Below are 19,263 nucleotides of genomic sequence, written 5' to 3'. Positions count from 1 at the left end.
AGGCCAGGAAGGCGAGCAAAAACCAGACCAGCGCCTGTGGGCGCCGGTCTGTGGAGGCACGAGTGAGGCGGGGGCGATCAGCCCATGCGGCAGCCGGTGGCCGGGTCGGCCACGGCTTTCTGCGCGATGCCGATCACCTTGTTTTCCTTGTTCTCGACCTTGCGCATGTAGATGTCCTGGATCGGGTTGTGGGCCTTGCTCATGGTCCACTTGCCGCGCGGGCTGTCGATGGTGGCGCCTTCCATGGCGGCGTACAGCGCCTTCTTGTTGTTGAGGTCGCCCTTGACGGCGTTGGCGCCCTTGATCAGCAGCAGGCCGGTGTCGTAGCCCTGCACGGCGTACACGTCGGGCTGAAGGCGGAAGGCCTTGGCGTACTCCAGGCGGAACTGCTTGTCGCGCGGCGTGTTCAGCGAGTCGCCGTAGTGCATGGTGGTGAGCACGCCGTTGGCCGCAGGACCGGCCGCTTCCAGCACGCCCTCGGTCAGGAAGCCCGAGCCGTAGAGCTGGATGGTCTTGTTCAGGCCCGCCGCGGCGTAGTCGCTCATGAACTTGGCCGCGCCGCCGCCGGCGAAGAAGCAGGCCACGGCATCGGGCTTGAGCGAGGCGATCTCGGTCAGCAGCGCCTGGAATTCCACGTTCGGGAAGGGCAGGCCCAGCTTCTTCATGATGGTGCCGCCGGCCGCGGTGTAGCTCTGCTCGAAGCCTTCGAAGGCTTCGTCGCCGGCCGCGTAGTTCCAGGTGATCCACACCGCCTTCTTGTGGCCGTTCGCCACCATGGCCTTGCCCAGCGCCAGCGTGGGCTGAGAGTTGGTGAACGAGGTGCGGAACACGTTGGGGGCGCACTGGGCGCGGGTGCGCAGCGTGCACGCCTGCGTTGGGGATCAGGTTGAGCACGCCGGTGTCGCGCGCCACCTTGTGGATGCCCATCTGCACGCCCGAGTGCACGGTGCCCACGAGCACGTCCACCTTGTCGCGCTGCACCAGGCGGGTCGCGTTCTCGATGCCCTTGGCCGGGTTGGATTCGTCGTCCACCTTGAAGTACTCGACTTCACGGCCACCGAGCTTGCCGCCTTGCTCGTTGAGGGCCATGCGGAAACCGTTCTCGATCGCCACGCCGAGCTGGGCGAAGGTGCCGGTGTACGGCAGCATGAAACCCACGCGCACCTTGTCCGACTGCGCACGTGCCAACTCGGGCAGCAGCAGGCCGGTGGATGCGGCGCCGATCACGGCGGCGCTGCGGGTCAGGACGATTCGGCGGGTGGTCATGGAGTTCTCCTGTGGGTGGTTGCCGGAATGCGGTTCACTGTAGACGCGGGGTAGGGGATTGACGATCCAGAATTACCCGTACTTGAGGTCTAAAACATTTATGTCTGAATTTAAGAGGCGGGTTGCATGGCCAGCGCGAGCCACTCGCGGCACCAAGCCGCGCCGACCACCTCGGCCTCGGTGCCCGCCGACGCGTCATGGCAGAACACGTCTCCCACACGCACGGCGCCCAGATCGGCGAGACGCTCGTCGAACCGCCGACCACCCTGGCAGAACGTCTGCGGATGGGTGCCGTGGTCGCCCAGTGCGATCACGCCGTAGCGCACGTGGCCCAGAAACTTGGGCTCGTTGCCCAGGGATTCGTACAGCGCCCGGGCGTTGTCCGGCACGTCACCCGAGCCGTAGGTGGATGTACATATGAGATATAGTGCATCCCCGTCAAAAACTCGGATGTCCAATCCGTCCATCATGCGCACCTCGATCTCGGGGATCAGGTCGGCGCAATCCATCTCGATGGCCTGAGCCACGTACTCTGCGGTGTTGGTCATCGTGCCAACGAGGATGAGGAGTCTGGAGGGTGGGTTCATGATTCAGAAGCTGCAATATACTTCATGAATTCCCGATGAATCATCGGGTAAACCCTCGTTGATGCGCTGGGTCGCGTGGCCCCTTGGGTGGCCTGCCCGGAGGGACTCGAACCCCCGACCTGCTGCTTAGAAGGCAGCTGCTCTATCCGGTTGAGCTACGGGCAGACAGGGCGACTGGCGATGCAAAAAAGGCCCACACTGTGGGCCTTTTTGTTCTTGATGAATGGTCGGAGCGGCGGGATTCGAACTCGCGACCCTCTGCTCCCAAAGCAGATGCGCTACCAGGCTGCGCTACGCTCCGACTAAGCGGCGAATTGTACCTGCTGAAATGAGGTGTTCCGGCCGGGGTCAGCGTTTTTCGTACTGCGTCTTGCCAAACAGCACTTCGCGCGACTTGTCATCGGTGATCGGTTTGCGCGCGTCGGCCAGCACCGCCACGCCGCGTTGCACCGCGGGGCGGGCGGCAATGGTGTCGAACCACTGTTTCAGGTGCGGGAAGTCGGCCCAGTCGATGCCCTGGTTCTGCCAGTTGCGCAGCCAGGGGAAGATCGCGATGTCGGCGATGCTGTACTGGTTGCCCGCGATGAACTTCTGCGCCTCGAGTTGCCGGTCCATGACGCCGTAGAGCCGCCTGGCTTCGTTGGTGTAGCGATCGATGGCATAGCCGATCTTCTCGGGCGCGTACTGCCGGAAGTGGTGGTTCTGGCCGAGCATGGGGCCCACGCCGCCCATCTGGAACATCAGCCACTCCAGCACCTTGAACTTGGCGCGGTCGCTCTTGGGCAGGAACTTGCCGGTCTTGGCCGCGAGGTAGAGCAGGATCGCGCCCGACTCGAACAGGCTGATGGGCTGGCCATCGGGACCGTCGGGGTCGACCAGTGCCGGAATCTTGTTGTTCGGGCTGATCTTGAGAAAGGCCGGTTCGAACTGATCGCCCTTGCCGATGTTGACGGGATGGACCCGCCAGTCCCGGCCGAGCCGCAGTCCACACTCCTCCAGCATGATGTGGACCTTGTGTCCATTGGGGGTTGGCCAGGAGTGGACGTCGATCATGGGACTTGCCTTTCTTGCGGGAGGGTGGCTGAGGAGCAGGCCACTCTACGGGAATTCAAAAACCCGTGCTCACCCTCCCGGCATGCCGGCTCAGAAGCCGCGCGTGACGGGCATGTCCACCTCGGTCTTCACCAGCATGTGCTTCGCCAGTTCCAGCTTGGCGATGGACTGGCGGTGCACCTCGTCGGGGCCGTCGGCCAGGCGCAGGGTGCGCTGGCCAGCATAGGCGTAGGCCAGTGGGAAATCGTCGCTCACGCCGCCGCCGCCATGGGCCTGAAATGGCGATGTCGATGATGTCGCAGGCCATGTTGGGTGCCACCACCTTGATCATGGCGATCTCGGCCTTGGCGACCTTGTTGCCGACGGTGTCCATCATGTAGGCCGCCTTGAGCGTGAGCAGGCGCGCCATCTCGATGCGGCAGCGCGCATCGGCGATGCGCTCGTGCCAGACCGATTGGGCCGACACCGGCTTGCCGAAGGCCACGCGGCTGTTCAGGCGCTTGCACATCAACTCCAGCGCGCGCTCGGCCGCGCCGATGGAACGCATGCAGTGGTGGATGCGGCCCGGGCCCAAGCGGCCCTGCGCGATCTCGAACCCCCGGCCTTCGCCGAGCAGGATGTTGCCCACCGGCACGCGCACGTCCTTGAGCACCACTTCCATGTGGCCGTGCGGCGCGTCGTCGTAGCCGAACACCGACAGCGGTCGCACCACGGTGATGCCCTTGCTGTTGGCTGGCACGATGATCATGGACTGCTGCGAGTGGCGCGGCGCATCGGGGTTGGTCTTGCCCATCACGATGTAGACCGCGCAGCGCGGGTCACCGGCGCCGGAGGACCACCACTTGCGGCCGTTGATGACGTAGTGGTCGCCGTCGCGCTCGATGCGGCACTGGATGTTGGTGGCGTCCGACGAGGCGACCTCGGGTTCGGTCATCAGGAAGGCCGAGCGGATCTCGCCGCGCAGCAGCGGCTCGAGCCACTCGTCCTTGAGTTCCTCGCTGGCGTAGCGCTCGAAGGTTTCCATGTTGCCGGTGTCGGGGGCCGAGCAGTTGAAGACCTCGGCCGCGAACGGCACGCGGCCCATGATTTCGCACATGGGTGCGTACTCGAGGTTGGACAGACCCTGCGGCGCGCGCGGGCTGCGCGGCAGGAACAGGTTCCACAGGCCGGCCTTGAGCGCCTTGGGCTTGAGTTCCTCGATGATCGTGGTGGGCAGCCAGGGGTTGCCCTTGGCGCGGTTGGCGGCGATCTCGGCGAAGAAGCGCGCTTCGTTGGGGTAGATGTGCTCGTCCATGAACGCCAGCAAACGCTCGCGCATGTCCTTGACCTTGTCGGTGTAGTCGAAATTCATCTTGGCTCCAGTGGAAAAAGGGTGTGGGTGTGAAGAGGGTCAGCGGGCGCTGGCGAAGCCCCAGGCCATCTCGGCCAGGGGGCGGGCGCCGGCGGCGGATTTCACCGCCTGTTCGTTGGACGCGGTGCCGGTTTCCACCCGCTTGGCAATGCCCTGCAGGATGGCCGCGAGGCGGAACATGTTGTAGGCGAGGTAGAAGTTCCAGTCCGCTTTGAGTTGCTCGGGGCTGGCGATGCCGGTGCGTTCGCAGTAGCGCGAGATGTAGGCGTCTTCGGAAGGGATGCCCAGCTCGGCCAGGTCCAGTCCCTGGATGCCGCGGAACATGCCGGGCGGGATGTGCCAGGACATGCAGTGGTAGCTGAAATCGGCCAGCGGGTGGCCCAGCGTCGAGAGTTCCCAGTCGAGCACGGCGAGCACGCGCGGCTCGGTGGCGTGGAACATCAGGTTGTCGAGGCGGAAGTCGCCATGTACCACCGACACCATGGACTCGTCGCGCGCCATGGCCGGGATGTTCTGCGGCAGCCATTCCATGAGGCGGTCCATCTCCGGGATGGGCTGCGTGATGGAGGCCTGGTACTGCTTGCTCCAGCGGCCGATCTGGCGCTCGAAATAGTTGCCGGGCTTGCCATAGTCGGTCAGGCCGATCGCGTCGGGCTTGACGGTGTGCAGCGCCGCCATGACGCGGTTCATCTCGTCGTAGAGGGCAGCGCGTTGCGCGCGGTCCATGCCGGGCAGCGACTGTTCCCAGAGCACGCGCCCATCCACGCACTCCATGACATAGAAGGCCCGGCCGATCACCGATTCGTCTTCGCACAGCACGTGCATCCGCGCCACCGGCACACCCGTGCCGTGCAGCGCGCTCATCACACGGAACTCACGCTCGATCGCATGGGCCGAGGGCAGCAGCTTGGCCACGGGCCCGGGCTTGGCCCGCATCACGTAGGCGCGTTGCGGCGTGATGAGCTTGTAGGTGGGGTTGGACTGGCCGCCCTTGAACATCTCCACCGAGAGCGGGCCGGCGAAGCCCGGCAGCCGGTCTGTCAGCCAGCGTTCGAGGGCCGGGATGTCGAAGGTGTGTTGTGCCGCAACGGGCCGGGTGCCGACGAAATTCTGGGTGTCGCTCATGGTGTGCGGCTCAAGGCCGTTGTGGGTTGACGGGCCTGAAGCAGCAGTGGCGACAACGCCGGGGTCAGGACTCGGCTTCGGCGATGCGCATGAGCATGTCGCGGTTGCGCACCACCACACCGCCTTGTTCGATGCGGATCGCGTCCTCGCGCTCCATCGACTTGAGCTCCTGGTTCACGCGCTGCCGCGACGCGCCCAGCAGCTGCGCCAGTTCCTCCTGCGCGAGCTGCAGGCCGATGCGCATTTCGCTGCCGTCGGCCAGGCAGGGCACGCCGTAGCTGCGCACCAGGTGCAGCAGCTGTTTGGCCAGCCGCGCGCGCAGGGGCAGGGTGTTGAGGTCTTCCACCAGGCCGAACAGCGTGCGGATGCGCCGTGCCTGCAGTCGCATGAGCGCTTCGTACAACTCCACGTGCGAGGCCAGGATCTTCTGGAAATCGGTGCGCGCCACGCACAGCAAGGTGGTGGCGCCATGCGCGTAGGCATCGTGCGTGCGCTGGTCGCCGTCGAACATCGCCACATCGCCGAACCACACCCCGGGCTCCACATAGGTCAGCGTGATCTGCTTGCCCGAGAGCGAGGTCGAGCTCACGCGCACCGCCCCACGGGCGACCGCCGACCATTCGGTCGGTGGGTCGCCGCGTGCGACGATGAGGTCGCCGTCCTTGAATCGCTTGACGTGGGCGCATCGGAGGATGTCGTGACGCAGGGAAGGTGAAAGGCTGCTGAACCAGCGACCGTTGTTGATCGCCTCGCGTTCTTCCATTGTCAGAATCGGTTCGTCCATGGGCTGTCTTTTGAGTGACTGAGGGTGGCCTTCATTGTCGCCACTGGGACGCGGCGGACAGATCAGGGTATGCGCGCAGACCGCGTCAACGGTAGTTGGCGGCCCGCTTTTCCATGAAGGCCGTGATACCTTCGCCCGCGTTGGCGTGATGCAGGTTGCGCACGAAATGATCGCGCTCGGCCGACAGCTGCGCGTGCAGTGTGACCGTCGGGGCGTCGTTGGCGAGTTCCTTGATGCTGCTGAGCGCGTTGGGCGCGCGCGCATTGAGGCGTTCGCACAGCGTCAGCGCGTCGTGCAGCGCTTCTCCCGGCGTGCTGGTCTGGGTGATGACGCCCAGTTGCTGCAGCCGCTCGGCGCCGATGCGTTCACCGCACAACAGCAACTGCAGCGCCGTGGCCCGGGGCAGGGCGCGCATCAGGCTCCAGGTGGCCCCGCCGTCGGGCGACAGGCCCACGCTGCTGTACGACATCGCGAACACGCTGTTCTGCGCGGCGATCACCAGGTCGCAAGCCAGCGCCAGCGAAAAACCGGCACCGGCGCACGCGCCTTCCACGGCCGCCACCACGGGCTTGGGGAAGGCGCGGATGGTCTCGATCCAGTTGTGCAAACCCTCGATGCTCTGCGCCTGCACCTCGGGCGGCTGCTGCCGGTTGGCCAGCAGCCGCTGCAGGTTGCCGCCGGCACAGAAGTGCGCGCCTTCGCCCGTGAGCACCACGCTGCGCACTTCGGGGCTGCTTTCGGCCACGTTGAGCGCTTCCACGCCAGCGGCGTACATGTCGGGGCCGAGGGCGTTGCGGTGTTCCGGGTTGCTGATGGTCAGCACCATGGTCTGACCATGGCTGTGGCTCTTGAGGCTGGCGGTCATGCGGTGTCGGTCCTTGCGGTCGGGAATCAGGCTTCTTCGTGCGTCAGGCTCAGGCCCAGCGCGCCACGGCGGCGCAGCCAGGGGGAAGGGCGGTAACGCGGGTCGCCGTACACCGTCTGCAGGTTGAACAGGATCTCCAGCAGGTTGGTGGGACCGATGCGGTCGCCCATGGCCAGCGGCCCCATCGGGTAGCCCAGGCCGAGGGTGACCGCCACGTCCAGGTCGGCCGGCGAGCAGATGCCCTGCTGGCACATGTCGGTCGCGATGTTGACGATGGTGCGCCACCACGCGCTGCGTGACGAAACCACCGCTGTCGCGCACCACGCTCACGGCCTTGCCGTCGCTGGCGAACAGGGCGTGAGCGGCGTCGCGCATGTCGGCCCGGGTGGCGGGGTTGGTGGCCAGCACGCGGCGGCGGGTGGAGGCGTCGTCGAGCATCATGTCGATGCCCACGGTGCGCGACGCATCCAGGCGTTCCACGGCGGCCAGCGTGGTCACGTCCAGACCCAGCGGCGCCACCAGAATGAGCGCGGCGGCCGACGGTGCGGCGGCGGTCTCGATGTGCGCGCCCAGGTCCTTGAGCAACTGATAGAGCTCGGCCCGGCGGGCTGCCTTGGGCGAGACCCAGACCGGTGGCAGCTCCGCGACGGTCGGCGCGGCCACGTCGGCCGGCACCTGGGCCACGCCCTTGTCGTAGGCATAGAAACCTTCACCGACCTTCTTGCCCACCACGCCCCCAGCCAGGCGCTGGGCGGTGATCACGCTGGGGCGGTAGCGCGGCTCCTCGAAATACTGGTGGTAGATCGACTCCATCACGGGGTGCGAGACGTCCAGCGCCGTCAGGTCCATCAGCTCGAACGGGCCGAGCTTGAAGCCCATCTGGTCCTTGAGGATGCGGTCGATGGTGGCGAAATCGGCCACGCGTTCGCCCACCACGCGCAGGGCTTCGGTGCCGTAGCCGCGGCCGGCGTGGTTGACGATGAAGCCCGGCGTGTCCTGTGCCGAGACCGGCGTGTGGCCGAACTGGCGGGTGTAGTCCGTCAGGCGCTGGCAGACCGTGGCGCTGGTCTTGAGGCCGGCAATGACCTCGACCACCTTCATCAGGGGCACCGGGTTGAAGAAGTGGTAGCCAGCGAGTTGGGCCGGGCGCTTGAGCGCGGCACCGATCGAGGTGACCGAGAGCGACGAGGTGTTGGTGGCCAGCACCGCATCGGGTTGGACGATGGCTTCGAGATCGGCAAACAGGCGTTGCTTGACGTCGAGCCGTTCGACGATGGCTTCCACCACCAGATCGCAGGGCGCGAGGTCGGTCAGCGCGCCGGCCAAATGCACCCGTGCCAGGCAGTCTTCCATCTGGCTGGCCTCCATGCGGTTCTTGCCCACCAGCGTCTGCCAGGTGCCTTGAAGGGCGGCGCGGGCGGCCTCCGCCGCGCCGGCCTGCACGTCGAAGAGCCAGACCTGGCTGCCGGCCTGGGCCGCCATCTGGGCAATGCCGCGGCCCATGGCACCGGTCCCGACGATGCCCGTATGAAGAAATATGGGTTGCATAAGTGTGTTGTATTTGGAATGAGGGTGCCTGGAGCTATGACAAAATGATCCAACGAAAGAACGAAGGGCTTCCAACGTGCGCCAGACATGGACAGGCTGTATTTTGCTATTAACTGCGCTGGGCAGTTCGGCGGCCACGCTGGGGCGGCACAGTGGTGCAGCTGTCATCGGACAACCTCTCGATGTCCGGGTTCAGGTTCTTCTCGCTCCGGGTGAGGATCTCACCAACCAGTGCCTCAATGCGGATGTCTTTTTTGGCGATACGCAAGTGTCGCCCGGTCTGGTTCGCAGCACGCCCCAGAAAGCCGAGGCCGAGTCCTCGGTGCGCATCCAGACTCGGCAGCCCATCAACGAACCCATCGTCACCTTGTACGTGCGCGCCGGCTGCGGCACCGCGTTCACCCGCCGCTTCGTGCTGCTGGCCGACCCGCTCAACGAGCCGATGGCGCCGGTCGACCGATCCAACAACCCGGTGGCCGTGGCGCCCCCGGCGGTGGCGCAGGCGCCTTCCACGCCTGCGGGTCCCGGTGTCGCGGGCGGCAGCCTGGTAGAGAGTGGCACCGCCAGCGCTCGGCCGCCCGTTGCGGCTGGCCCTGTGGCTTCGCCATCGGCACGGCCTGCGCCCAAGCCCGCCGCGAAACCGGGTGCCACCGCCTCGCCCCGTGCGAGCAGTGTGGTGCGCCGTCCACCGGCACCCCCTGCGGCGCCCCGCCTGCAGCTGGACCCGATCGATCTGGATGCGGGCATCGAGCGCGATCCGACGCTCAAGCTCTCGCCCTTCTTGCTGAGTGAGCCCGCCACCTCCGAAGAAGCCCGCGCCGCCGCCGGCCTGCTCTGGAAGTCTCTCAGCGCGTCGCCGGAAGACATCCTGCGGGACGCCCAGAAACTCGCGGCGCTGGAGGCGGAAGCCGAGCAACTGCGCAACGCCCGGGCCCAGAGCCAGAACAGCATTGGCGAGCTGAACGCCCAACTGAATGAGGCGCGTGACCAGCGCTACCGCAACTGGCTGGTGTACCTGCTGGGCGCACTGCTGTTGCTGACGCTTCTGGCGCTGCTGATGGCGTCGCGCCGCCGTCCAGCGCAGGCCGGGTCCGAGGCGTCCCGTGCGTGGTGGTCCTCGACGCCTGAAGACAAAACCATGCCGGCACAGCTCCGCAAGCCCGTGCGCCAGGGCGCCCCGATGGTGGCGGCCCCCGCGCCCGGCGGCGTGGAACTCGATCTCCACCTGGATCAGGATTCGTCGCTGGACGATTTGCAGGCCCTGGATGGCGCCGCTGCGCGCGAGAGCGATCCACAGTCGGAGTCGGCGGTTGCGCTGCCATCGCGCGACCGTCGGGATTTTTCACCGAGCGCCTTGGGCATCTCCCGTTCGGTGCGCACGGAAGAGTTGTTCGACATTCAGCAGCAGGCCGACTTTTTCGTGTCGCTGGGTGAAGACGAGCAGGCCATCCAAGTGCTGCGCAACCACCTGGCCGAGAGCCATGAGCCCAGCCCCCTGGCTTACCTGGATCTGTTCAAGCTCTATCACCGCCTGGGGCGCCGCGAAGACTACGACGCCCTGCGCGACGAGTTCAACCACGTCTTCAATGCCGGCGCGCCGCCCTTCAACCGCTACACCGACGGTGGTCGAGGCCTTGAAGCCTACGAAACGGCCTTCAGCCGCATTCAGTCGCTGTGGCCGGAGCCCCGGGTGCTGGACCTGATCGAGGAGTCGATCTTCCGGGACGCCAGCGACGACGAAGTCGAGGTGTTCGATCTCGAGGCGTACCGCGAGCTCTTGCTGTTGCACGCGATGGCCAAGGAGCTGATCAAGCGAGACGAGCCGTCCGCGGCAAAGCACAGCGAATTCCGGCACACGAACATGCAACCGCTGAAAGCCGACGGCCGGCGTCCGAGCGCGCCAGCCGGCAAGAAGCCCCCCGTCGCTGAAGAGCCTGCTGGCGGTCGCAACACCCAGCCGATGGACCTGGGTGTGCTGGTGCCTGCGTCGTCCCACCTGGGCCTGGACATCAACCTGAACGACCTCTCCGAGTTCTCTGCCTTCGAGGCCTTGTTGCCAGAGGTGTCGCCGCCCGTGGAGCCGACCGCCAAGGCAGGTGACGCCCAGGACCTGCCGCTGAGCAACCTGATCGATTTCGAGGTGTTGGACTTCATGCCGCCGGACGACGAGCCAGGCTCGAAGCCGGATGGCAAACGCTGACGCCCTTGGTACCCAGAAAAAACGCCGGTGACAACCGGCGTTTTTTCTGGGGTGAGGTCGATCGCAGCCATCAGCGTCGAACCTGCAGCGCGCCTGGATTGACGATATTGGTCGGTGTGCCCTTGATGTAGTTGACCACGTTGTCGAACGCAGAGGAGAAGTACATCTCGTAGCTGTCCTGCTCGACATAGCCGATGTGGGGCGTGCAGATGCAGTTTTCGAGCCGCAGCAGGGCATGGCCTTGCAGGATGGGCTCGGATTCGAACACGTCGATCGCGGCCATGCCCGGGCGACCCCGGTTCAGCGCGGCGATCAGCGCCTCGGGCTGGATGAGCTCGGCGCGGGAGGTGTTGACCAACAGCGCGGAGGTCTTCATGGCGGCGAGGTCTTCGGGTGTCACACAGCCCGCGTTGCTCTCGCTCAGCCGCAAGTGCAGGCTCAGCACGTCGGCCGTTTCAAACAGGGCTGCCTTGCTGGGGGCCACATCGAAACCATCGGACGCGGCGCGGGCACAGCTTTCTTCGCTGCCCCACACGATCACGCGCATGCCGAAGGCCCGCCCGTAACCTGCCACCATCTGCCCGATGCGGCCGTAGCTCCAGATGCCCAGCGTCTTGCCACGCAACACCATGCCCACGCCGAAATTGGCGGGCATGGCAGCAGCCTTCAGCCCGGCCTGTTGCCAGGCGCCATGCTTGAGGTTGGAGACGTATTGCGGGATGCGGCGCATGGCCGCAAGCATCAGGGCCCAGGTGAGCTCGGCGGTGGAGACGGGTGAACCCACGCCCTCGGCCACCGCGATGCCACGCTCGGTGCAGGCATTGACGTCCACATGCCCGCCCACGCGCCCGGTCTGGGCGATGAGTTTGAGCCGGGGGAGTTTTTCAACCAGTTGACGGGTGATGGCGGTGCGTTCCCGGATCAGGACCAGCACATCGGCATCGCGCAATCGGATGGACAGCTGGCCCACGCCCTTGACCGTGTTGGTGAAGACTTTGGCCGGGTAAGGCTCCAGTTTCTCGGCACACCGCAGTTTGCGCACAGCGTCCTGATAGTCATCAAGGATCACAATATTCATGACCCTATTGTGCCTTCACCTCCCAGGCCTTCCGGGCCGCTGACCCCTGGTTACAAGCAGGCACGGCGCGCCGGGAGCCTGGAGGATGGCCGTGTGCTCGCTGGCGGCGGCCGAGTTCAGGCCGCGCGCGTGGACAGCTGGCGTTCCTGGTCGGCCAGTCGATCGAGTTCGGCGCACACATCGTTGATGCGGCCCGAGATCACCAGCCTGACACCGGCCCGGTGCGCCGCCGCGGGGCCGGTCTGCTGCAGCACGCGCACGCGAGGCACAGGGTCCGCTGCCGGTGGCACGGCCCGCAAGACAAGTGGACTGCGGGCCGTGCTGGCGCGCTTGAGCCACCCGGCACGCGCAAAGCGCTGTACAACCTGCGTGCGCACGGGCTCGTTGGCGGCCGTTGCCCGGCGAAGGGCGGGAGAGGGCAACCAGCAGTCGATCAACTGCAAAGGGGCGCGCCACGTGTTGGTGTTGAAAATTTTTCCCATGCGAAACTCCATTGGGTGGGGTTGAACACAGGCAGGATTGCAAAATCAAACGCCTTCGCAGGGATGTGTCCTTGTGGTGGGTTGTGCACCCACCGGGACCAAACGCCCGCCACCTGCTGAGGCGACACGGACCGGGATCGGTCAGAGCTGGAAGCTGTTGCGGATCAGGCCCACGGCGAGTCCTTCGATTTCGAATGGCTCGCCCGGTTCGACGACGATGGTCTTGTAGTCGGGGTTTTCCGCGTGCAATTCAATCAGGTGCTGGCGCCGCATGAAGCGTTTGACGGTGACGTCGTCACCCAGGCGGGCCACCACGATCTGGCCGTTCTTGGCTTCCTTCGTGGCCTGCACGGCGAGCAGATCGCCGTCCATGATGCCGATGTCGCGCATGGACATGCCACGCACCTTGAGCAGGTAGTCGGGCGTGCGCTGGAACAGGCTGCGCTCGACCTGGTAGGTCTGGTCCACATGCTCCTGCGCCAAGATGGGCGAACCGGCTGCGACGCGACCGATCAGGGGGAGCACCAGCTGGGCCAGGCTGGGGATCGGCAGTGTAAGCTGGCGCCCGCGCGAATCGTTGATGGACTGCAGGTCTTCGCTGCGCAGGCGGATGCCTCGCGAAGTGCCACTGACCAGTTCGATCACGCCCTTGCGTGCCAACGCTTGCAGATGCTCTTCGGCGGCATTGGCCGACTTGAACCCGAGTTCGCTGGCGATTTCGGCACGGGTGGGCGGTGCGCCGGTGCGTGCGATCGCCGTCTGGATCAATTCCAGAATCTGTTGCTGCCGGGCGGTGAGCTTCGGTGCGGTATGGGGCATGTCGAGCATGAGGACCTCGTCGTGAACGTGGTGGCCAAGGGGAACGCCATCTGGGAAGACAGGAACAATGCGGGAAGTGGCTGATACCTGTTTTCTTATCCAGTATCTGTATTTTTAACCAGTTTTCAAGGATTGGCAAGTGGTGGACACAAATCAGGGCCGGCGGCTCGTGATCCTGGGCACGGGCGGCACCATCGCCGGGCGTGCGGCGCAGGCGGGCGACAACGTGGGCTACGTGGCGGGGCAGGTCGGCGTGGCCGATCTGGTGGCGGCCGTTCCGGCTTTGGCCGGCGTGCCGTTGGAGGTGGAGCAGGTCGCCCAGATCGACAGCAAGGACATGGGCCTGCCGGTGTGGCAGGCCCTGGCGGCACGGCTCCAGGCGCATCTGGACGATCCCCAGGTGTCGGCGGTGATCGTGACGCACGGCACCGACACCCTGGAGGAAACGGCGTTCGTGCTGCAGCGCCTGCTCCAACCCACCAAGCCTGTGGTGCTGACCTGCGCGATGCGCCCGGCTTCCGCGCTGGTGCCGGATGGGCCGCAGAACCTTGCCGACGCGCTGGCCGTGGTGCGGCATGGGGAGGCCGGCGTGGTGGTGGTGTGTGCCGGACAGGTGCACGGCGCGCTGGAGGTGGCGAAGGAGCACACCTACCGCCTGGACGCTTTTGACTCTGGAGACGCGGGGCCGCTGGCTTGTGTGGAGGAGGGGGAGGTGCGCCGTTTCCGATCCCGGGGCGCCTCCGTTGCTTCCCACGATCCAGCCCCGCTGGCCCGCTTCCTGGCGGCCGACGCCCTGCCTCGGGTCGAACTGGTGACCAGCCATGCCGACGCGGACGGCAGCCTGGTGCGGGCCTTGATGGCGCCAGGCGCCGCCCGTCCCTTGCGGGGCATCGTGGTGGCCGGCACGGGCAACGGTACCGTTCACCAGGCGCTGACCGATGCGCTGAATGCCGCGCAGGCACAACGGGTGCGGGTGGTGCTGGCGACGCGTTGTGCGCGCGGAAGGGTGGTGCCGCACGCTGGCCTGCCATTCGCGCACTCGGCCGGGCTCTCGCCGGTCAAGGCCCGGTTGGCGCTGGCGCTGGACCTGCTGATGGAATGACGCGATGTTCGCCGCGCTCGGTGCCCACGCCTGGGCGTACCCCATGCTGGAAGTGGCCCATCTGCTGGGCGTGGCGCTGTTGCTCGGCAACCTGACGCTGCTGGAACTGCGGGTGTTCGGCTGGGGCCAGAGCCTGCCTGTGGAGCCCCTGGCGAAACTGAGCCTGGGCCTGGTGGCGGTGGGTTTCGCACTGGCCGCCGTGTCGGGCCTCCTGATGTTCGGTACCCAGGCCGGGGAACTGCTGGCCAATCGCGTGTTCACAGCCAAGATGGTGTTGATCATGCTGGCGGGGTGCAACGCCGGCTGGTTCCACGCCCGCCGATCGCTGCAGCGCCAGGACCGCACTGCGCGCCTCTTGATGCTGCTGTCGTCGGCCTTGTGGCTGCTGGTGCTGACCTGCGGCCGTTGGATCGGTTACGTGTGATGGGAAGGAGATCTCCATGCAACGACGTGATGTGATTCGGACCGGGGCCTGGCTGGGCCTGGGGGGTTGGGGCGGTGGGGCGCTGGCCCACCATGGCTGGAGCAGCTTCGACCAGGACCGTCCGCTCTACCTGGAGGGGCGGGTGGTCGAGGTGAAGTGGCGCAACCCGCACGCCGAGCTGGTGCTGGAGCTGCCCGAGGCCCTGCGCCTGCCGGCCGACCTCGGCCAACGCCCTTTGCCCGCCCAGACGGCGGGCATCGACGGGCCCGCGCTGCTGGCCAAGACCGTGTTGCCCACGCGCCGCGACCGGCGCTGGGAGATCGAACTGGCGCCGCTGTTCCGGTTGGGGCAATGGCAGATGCCTGAGGTCAAGACCGGGGCCTCCCTGTCCACCGTGGGCTTCACGTTCAAGGACGAGAAGGGCGAAGCGATCCTGCGCGCCGAGTACGTGTTTCTGGAGGGCAAGGCCTACGGCCTGCGCTCCAGCCCGGCTTGAGCCCTCCTGAAAGCGGAACACCCGGCACGTGGCCGGGTGTTCTGCGGGAAGCCGGGGTGGCTTACTTCGACAGCGCCTCGAAGGCGCGCGCCGTGATGTCCTCGACCGAGCCCATGCCGCTGATGGCGCGGTACTTGGGCGCGGCGGCCGCGTCCGAGCGCGCCCAGCTGCTGTAGTAGTCCACGAGGGGACGGGTCTGTGCGCTGTAGACCTCGAGCCGCTTCTTCACGGTCTCTTCCTTGTCGTCTTCGCGCTGGATCAACGGCTCGCCGGTCACGTCGTCCTTGCCTTCCACCTTGGGCGGGTTGAACTTGACGTGGTAGGTGCGGCCCGAGGCGGGGTGCGAACGGCGGCCGCTCATGCGTTCGATGATGGCGTCGAACGGCACGTCAATTTCCAGCACGTAGTCCAGCTTCACGCCGGCGGACTTCATGGCATCGGCCTGCGGAATGGTGCGCGGGAAGCCGTCGAACAGGAAGCCGTTGGCGCAATCGGACTGGGCAATGCGTTCCTTGACCAGGTTGATGATGAGGTCGTCGCTGACCAGACCGCCGGATTCCATCACGGCCTTGGCTTGCAGCCCCAGGGGGGTGCCGGCCTTCACCGCCGCGCGCAGCATGTCGCCGGTGGAGATCTGGGGGATGCCGTATTTTTGGCAAATGAACGTGGCTTGCGTTCCTTTGCCGGCACCCGGGGCGCCCAACAGAATCAGTCTCATCGCTTTCCTTTTTTCAGAGTTTCAATGGCGTGGCCGCTTGTCTCGAGCGGCGGCCCCAGGGCGTGGGAGCCGGGGCGACCGGTCGAGGATAGCACGGGCACCCTTCGCTCTGGCTGACAGGAAAAGGGCTCCGACGCCCACCGCAAGGCCCGTAATTCAGGCCTTGGCGAGCAGCTCGCGCACCCGTTGAAGATCTTGCGGCGTGTCCACGCCGGGGCCCGGTGCATGGGCCGTCACGTGCACCGCGATGCGGTGGCCGTGCCAGAGCACGCGCAATTGCTCCAGCGACTCGATTGCTTCCAGCGACGAAGGCTCCAGCTGGGGAAACTGCCGCAGGAAGCCGGCGCGATAGGCGTAGATGCCGACGTGGCGCAGTGGCGCAGGGGTCGGCAGCGCGCTCATGGGCTGGCCGGGTGCCATGCCATCGCGCCACCAGGCGATGGGTGCGCGGCTGAAGTACAGCGCGGTGCCCATGCGGTCGAGCACCACCTTCACCACGTTGGGATTGAGGAAGTCGCTCGTGCTGTCGAGGGCGTGGGCGGCGGTGCTCATCACGCAATCGTCGCGGCGCCGCAGTTCGGCCGCCACGGCGTCGATCAGCGTCGGCTCGATCAGAGGTTCGTCGCCTTGCACATTGACCACCAATGCCTCATCCGCCAGGCCGAGCAGGGCGCAGGCTTCGGCCAGGCGGTCGCTGCCGGAGCGGTGGTCGGTTCGCGTGAGCAGGGCTTGCACGCCGTGGGCGGCGCAGGCGTCGACGATGCGCGGATCGTCGGCCGCCACCACGCAGCGCGAGGCGCCGCTCTGCATGGCGCGCTGCGCCACGCGCACCACCATGGGCACGCCGACGATGTCGGCCAGGGGTTTGTCGGGCAGGCGGGTGGAGGCCAGTCGGGCGGGAATGAGGACGGTGAAGTCGGCCGCCGCGGTGGGCAGGCTCATGCGAGCGGGGCGGGGGCCGATGGGCGCGCCGCTTCCTCTTCGCTGATCGTGCGGGCCTCGTGTTCGAGCAGGATGGGAATGCCGTCGCGCACCGGGTAGGCCAGGCGCGCGCTGCGCGAGAGCAGTTCCTGCTTGTCGCGGTCGAAGATCAGAGGGCCCTTGGTGACCGGGCAGACCAGCAGTTCGAGCAGTTTGGTGTCCATGGCGGAATGATAGTCGCGCCGGCTGGATCCGGGTTTCAAGGCTCTGGGCGCCAGGCGGCCAGATGGGCGTCGACCGCCTCGAAAAATGCCGGGTCGGGCGTGAGTTCGAGCGGGACGGCCCAGGCTTGCACGGAGCCGTTTGCCGGCAAAAGGGCAAAGAGTTTGGTCGCGTCCTTCTCGGTGCAGACCAAAGGGTGCCGCGCGCCGTGCACCAGCTCGGCGTAGGCCGCCGGGTCGGCGTGATCCGGCAGGGCCACCTGCTGCGTGGGGACGACGCCGGCCTCCCGCAGCATGTCAAAGAACACCTCGGGCCGGGCGATGCCGGCCACCGCAGTCAGCGGCGCGCCCTTCAATTGCGACAGTTCGATGCGCTGGCCCCGGGGGCCGGTGGCATGGGAGGCCAGTTGGCGCACCGCCCCGAACGCGGGCATGTCCGGCGCCGCCACACCCGTGGCGGCCGGTGCACCCGCGCGGCCTTGCCGCAGGAGAAGGTCGGGCCTGAACGGCGCGTGGCGCGCGGGCGGCCAGGGTTCGCGCAGCAGGCCGGCGGGCAGCAGCCAACCGTTGCCCACGCCGCGATCGTCAAACACCGCGATGGCCAGTTGCCTCGCCAACGCGAGGTGCTGCAGCCCGTCGTCGCACACCAGCACATCCACGTCGGGGTGGGTGGCGCGCAGCGCGCGCGCGGCATCGACCCGGCGAGCCGCCACGCAGACGGGGACGCCGGTGCGCTGGTGGATCAAGAGGGGCTCGTCCCCGGCTTCGCTGGCTGGCGTGTCGGCGTGCACATGGGTCACGCCGATGGCGTGCCGGCCATGACCCCGCGAGACCACACCGGGATGCCAGCCCTGCGCCTGAAGGTGCTTGACCAGCGCGATGGTGCAGGGTGTCTTGCCCGCACCGCCGACCACCACGTTGCCGACCACGACGACCGGCACATCCATCTGGTGAACCTTCAGCAGCCCACGGGCATACAGCCAGCGGCGCAGGGCCATGAGCGAGCGGTACAGCAGGGAGACGGGCCAGAGCAGGCAGGACAGCGGGCCGCGTTGCTGGGCGCGCCGCAGCCAGGCGGCTTCCCGCGTCTGCCCCTGGGCCTGGCTCATGGCGGGCACCCGTGGCGCGTCAGGGTTTGCCGCGGGCGGGGGCACCCGTCTGCTGGGTGGCGAACGTGATCTGCACCAGGCCGGCCCGGCGGGCGGCGTCCATCACATTGATGACCGACTGGTGGGTGGCGGCGGCGTCCGCGCTGATGACGATGACTGTGTCGCGGTTGTCCTGCGAGGCTTCCGAGAGCACGCGCGTGAGGACCTCGACGCCCGCGCCCTCGAGCACCTGCCGGTTGATGGAGTAGCGGCCGTCGCTGCCCACCGCCACCACGATCTCGCGCGGGTTCTGCTTGGGCGCCTGCGCGTCGGCCACGGGAAGGTTCACCTTCAGTTCGGTGAACTTGCTGTAGGTGGTGGTGAGCATCAGGAAGATCAGCACCACCAGCAGGATGTCGATGAACGGGATCAGGTTGATCTCGGGCTCATCGTGCTCACCGGTGCGGAAGTTCATAGCGTGGGCTTCCGCAGGCTCAGCAGGTGCCGGGCGAAGCGCTCCGCCGCGAGTTCCATGGACAGCAGGTAGCTGTCCACCCGGGCGCGGAAGTAGCGCCAGAAGATCAGCGCGGGGATGGCGATGATCAGGCCGAACGCGGTGTTGTAGAGGGCGATCGAGATGCCGTGCGCGAGCTGGCCGGGGTTGCCCATGCCGGGCACGGCGCCAACGGTGTCCACCGCCTGCGAGCCGAAGATCTCGATCATGCCGATGACGGTGCCAAGCAGGCCCAGCAGGGGCGCGGCCGACGCGATCGTGGCGCAGCGCGCCCAGGTAGCGCTGCAGCTTGGCGGCGGCCTCGCGGCCCGCGCCTTCCAGGCTGGCGCGCAGGTCGTCTTCGGTGGCGCGCGGGTTGACGTTGTAGGTGCGGAAACCGGTGGCGAGCACCGTGCCCAGCACGGAGTTCTGTTCAAGCTGCTTGACCACGTCCGGGCCCGGGATGCCGTTGCGCGAGACCATGATGGCTTCGTCGAGCAGCTTGGGCGGGAAGATCTTGCGCGTTTTGAGGCTGACGAAGCGTTCGATGACCAGGGCCATGCCGAGCACGGAACAGGCGATCAGGGGCCAGATGGGCCAGCCAGCGGCTTGTATGATGGAAAACAAATCAGAACTCCAGGC

General features: G+C 66.8%; 16 protein-coding genes, 2 tRNA genes and 5 pseudogenes. 4 read left to right on the top strand and 19 right to left on the bottom strand.

Annotated features, from left to right (window positions below; genetic code table 11):
• Positions 1-77 precede the first annotated feature (77 nt).
• The 10 genes and pseudogenes from ACFJI0_RS11480 to ACFJI0_RS11435 all read right to left on the bottom strand — a co-directional run bounded on the left by ACFJI0_RS11480 (position 78) and on the right by ACFJI0_RS11435 (position 8,579).
• A pseudogene (locus tag ACFJI0_RS11480) lies at positions 78-1,266 on the bottom strand (ABC transporter substrate-binding protein).
• A gap of 110 nt (positions 1,267-1,376) precedes the next feature.
• Positions 1,377-1,853, bottom strand: a complete 477-nt coding sequence (locus ACFJI0_RS11475) for a flavodoxin domain-containing protein (protein ID WP_382325027.1) — start codon at positions 1,851-1,853, stop codon at positions 1,377-1,379.
• An 88-nt stretch (positions 1,854-1,941) separates the two neighbouring features.
• A tRNA-Arg gene (locus tag ACFJI0_RS11470) sits at positions 1,942-2,018 on the bottom strand.
• Positions 2,019-2,077: 59 nt separating this feature from the next.
• Positions 2,078-2,154, bottom strand: a tRNA-Pro gene (locus tag ACFJI0_RS11465).
• A 47-nt stretch (positions 2,155-2,201) separates the two neighbouring features.
• On the bottom strand, positions 2,202-2,906 hold the full coding sequence (locus ACFJI0_RS11460; protein WP_382157664.1) for a glutathione binding-like protein: 705 nt from the start codon (positions 2,904-2,906) through the stop codon (positions 2,202-2,204).
• Between the two features lie 90 nt (positions 2,907-2,996).
• Positions 2,997-4,257: pseudogene (locus ACFJI0_RS11455) on the bottom strand (acyl-CoA dehydrogenase family protein).
• 39 nt (positions 4,258-4,296) lie between these two features.
• Positions 4,297-5,382, bottom strand: coding sequence for a phosphotransferase family protein (locus ACFJI0_RS11450; RefSeq protein ID WP_382325025.1), 1,086 nt, complete (start codon positions 5,380-5,382; stop codon positions 4,297-4,299).
• Between the two features lie 64 nt (positions 5,383-5,446).
• Positions 5,447-6,166, bottom strand: coding sequence for a Crp/Fnr family transcriptional regulator (locus tag ACFJI0_RS11445; RefSeq protein WP_382157670.1), 720 nt, complete (start codon positions 6,164-6,166; stop codon positions 5,447-5,449).
• A gap of 85 nt (positions 6,167-6,251) precedes the next feature.
• Positions 6,252-7,019, bottom strand: a pseudogene (locus ACFJI0_RS11440) (oxepin-CoA hydrolase, alternative type); the annotation flags it as partial.
• Positions 7,020-7,057: 38 nt separating this feature from the next.
• Positions 7,058-8,579, bottom strand: a pseudogene (locus tag ACFJI0_RS11435) (3-hydroxyacyl-CoA dehydrogenase).
• 76 nt (positions 8,580-8,655) lie between these two features.
• Between ACFJI0_RS11435 and ACFJI0_RS11430 the strand changes: the two are divergent.
• A complete protein-coding gene (locus ACFJI0_RS11430; RefSeq protein WP_382325023.1) occupies positions 8,656-10,779 on the top strand; it encodes a FimV family protein in 2,124 nt (707 codons plus the stop codon).
• Positions 10,780-10,849: 70 nt separating this feature from the next.
• Here the strand turns inward: ACFJI0_RS11430 and ACFJI0_RS11425 are convergent, their stop codons facing one another.
• From ACFJI0_RS11425 to lexA, 3 genes are all read right to left on the bottom strand, one after another.
• Complete coding sequence (locus ACFJI0_RS11425) at positions 10,850-11,857, bottom strand: D-2-hydroxyacid dehydrogenase family protein (RefSeq protein ID WP_382325021.1); 1,008 nt, start codon at positions 11,855-11,857, stop codon at positions 10,850-10,852.
• A gap of 116 nt (positions 11,858-11,973) precedes the next feature.
• Positions 11,974-12,126, bottom strand: a complete 153-nt coding sequence (locus tag ACFJI0_RS11420) for a hypothetical protein (protein ID WP_382325019.1) — start codon at positions 12,124-12,126, stop codon at positions 11,974-11,976.
• A 354-nt stretch (positions 12,127-12,480) separates the two neighbouring features.
• Positions 12,481-13,158: a transcriptional repressor LexA gene (gene lexA, locus ACFJI0_RS11415; RefSeq protein WP_382163966.1), complete on the bottom strand. Its 678-nt coding sequence runs from the start codon at positions 13,156-13,158 to the stop codon at positions 12,481-12,483.
• Between the two features lie 142 nt (positions 13,159-13,300).
• Between lexA and ACFJI0_RS11410 the strand changes: the two genes are divergently transcribed.
• Genes ACFJI0_RS11410 through ACFJI0_RS11400 form a run of 3 tightly spaced genes read left to right on the top strand, consistent with a single transcriptional unit; the run spans position 13,301 to position 15,180 of the window.
• Positions 13,301-14,260: an asparaginase gene (locus ACFJI0_RS11410; RefSeq protein ID WP_382325017.1), complete on the top strand. Its 960-nt coding sequence runs from the start codon at positions 13,301-13,303 to the stop codon at positions 14,258-14,260.
• 4 nt (positions 14,261-14,264) lie between these two features.
• Complete coding sequence (locus ACFJI0_RS11405) at positions 14,265-14,684, top strand: hypothetical protein (RefSeq protein ID WP_382325015.1); 420 nt, start codon at positions 14,265-14,267, stop codon at positions 14,682-14,684.
• A 16-nt stretch (positions 14,685-14,700) separates the two neighbouring features.
• Complete coding sequence (locus ACFJI0_RS11400; protein WP_382325013.1) at positions 14,701-15,180, top strand: DUF6152 family protein; 480 nt, start codon at positions 14,701-14,703, stop codon at positions 15,178-15,180.
• Positions 15,181-15,241: 61 nt separating this feature from the next.
• On the opposite strand, the gene adk is transcribed toward ACFJI0_RS11400, so the two are convergent.
• From adk to ACFJI0_RS11370, 6 genes and pseudogenes are all read right to left on the bottom strand, one after another.
• Positions 15,242-15,898 carry an adenylate kinase gene (adk, locus tag ACFJI0_RS11395; protein WP_382157688.1) on the bottom strand — a complete coding sequence of 219 codons (657 nt, stop codon included), beginning with the start codon at positions 15,896-15,898 and terminating at the stop codon, positions 15,242-15,244.
• A gap of 156 nt (positions 15,899-16,054) precedes the next feature.
• Positions 16,055-16,840: a 3-deoxy-manno-octulosonate cytidylyltransferase gene (kdsB, locus tag ACFJI0_RS11390; protein ID WP_382325011.1), complete on the bottom strand. Its 786-nt coding sequence runs from the start codon at positions 16,838-16,840 to the stop codon at positions 16,055-16,057.
• Positions 16,837-17,043, bottom strand: a complete 207-nt coding sequence (locus ACFJI0_RS11385) for a Trm112 family protein (RefSeq protein ID WP_291117088.1) — start codon at positions 17,041-17,043, stop codon at positions 16,837-16,839. Before ACFJI0_RS11385 ends, kdsB begins: the two co-directional genes overlap by 4 nt.
• Positions 17,044-17,078: 35 nt before the next feature.
• On the bottom strand, positions 17,079-18,149 hold the full coding sequence (lpxK, locus tag ACFJI0_RS11380; protein WP_382325009.1) for a tetraacyldisaccharide 4'-kinase: 1,071 nt from the start codon (positions 18,147-18,149) through the stop codon (positions 17,079-17,081).
• A 19-nt stretch (positions 18,150-18,168) separates the two neighbouring features.
• Positions 18,169-18,603 (bottom strand): biopolymer transporter ExbD, encoded by a 435-nt coding sequence (locus tag ACFJI0_RS11375; RefSeq protein ID WP_291117082.1) that lies wholly within the window; start codon positions 18,601-18,603, stop codon positions 18,169-18,171.
• Positions 18,600-19,248: pseudogene (locus ACFJI0_RS11370) on the bottom strand (MotA/TolQ/ExbB proton channel family protein). The gene ACFJI0_RS11375 and the pseudogene ACFJI0_RS11370 overlap by 4 nt, the downstream one beginning before the upstream one ends.
• Positions 19,249-19,263: the final 15 nt, after the last annotated feature.

The sequence above is a fragment of the Hydrogenophaga sp. UC242_53 genome (assembly GCF_042696965.1).
Classification (GTDB): domain Bacteria; phylum Pseudomonadota; class Gammaproteobacteria; order Burkholderiales; family Burkholderiaceae_C; genus Hydrogenophaga.
This window is presented reverse-complemented; position numbering and strand designations above follow the sequence as displayed.

Excerpts from the sequence above, each read along its gene's own strand:
- ACFJI0_RS11475 (WP_382325027.1), bottom strand. The coding sequence starts at position 1,853 with ATGAACCCACCCTCCAGACTCCTCATCCTCGTTGGCACGATGACCAAC.
- ACFJI0_RS11460 (WP_382157664.1), bottom strand. The coding sequence starts at position 2,906 with ATGATCGACGTCCACTCCTGGCCAACCCCCAATGGACACAAGGTCCAC.
- ACFJI0_RS11450 (WP_382325025.1), bottom strand. The coding sequence starts at position 5,382 with ATGAGCGACACCCAGAATTTCGTCGGCACCCGGCCCGTTGCGGCACAA.
- ACFJI0_RS11445 (WP_382157670.1), bottom strand. The coding sequence starts at position 6,166 with ATGGACGAACCGATTCTGACAATGGAAGAACGCGAGGCGATCAACAAC.
- ACFJI0_RS11425 (WP_382325021.1), bottom strand. The coding sequence starts at position 11,857 with ATGAATATTGTGATCCTTGATGACTATCAGGACGCTGTGCGCAAACTG.
- lexA (WP_382163966.1), bottom strand. The coding sequence starts at position 13,158 with ATGCCCCATACCGCACCGAAGCTCACCGCCCGGCAGCAACAGATTCTG.
- ACFJI0_RS11405 (WP_382325015.1), top strand. The coding sequence starts at position 14,265 with ATGTTCGCCGCGCTCGGTGCCCACGCCTGGGCGTACCCCATGCTGGAA.
- ACFJI0_RS11400 (WP_382325013.1), top strand. The coding sequence starts at position 14,701 with ATGCAACGACGTGATGTGATTCGGACCGGGGCCTGGCTGGGCCTGGGG.
- adk (WP_382157688.1), bottom strand. The coding sequence starts at position 15,898 with ATGAGACTGATTCTGTTGGGCGCCCCGGGTGCCGGCAAAGGAACGCAA.
- kdsB (WP_382325011.1), bottom strand. The coding sequence starts at position 16,840 with ATGAGCCTGCCCACCGCGGCGGCCGACTTCACCGTCCTCATTCCCGCC.
- ACFJI0_RS11385 (WP_291117088.1), bottom strand. The coding sequence starts at position 17,043 with ATGGACACCAAACTGCTCGAACTGCTGGTCTGCCCGGTCACCAAGGGC.
- lpxK (WP_382325009.1), bottom strand. The coding sequence starts at position 18,149 with ATGAGCCAGGCCCAGGGGCAGACGCGGGAAGCCGCCTGGCTGCGGCGC.
- ACFJI0_RS11375 (WP_291117082.1), bottom strand. The coding sequence starts at position 18,603 with ATGAACTTCCGCACCGGTGAGCACGATGAGCCCGAGATCAACCTGATC.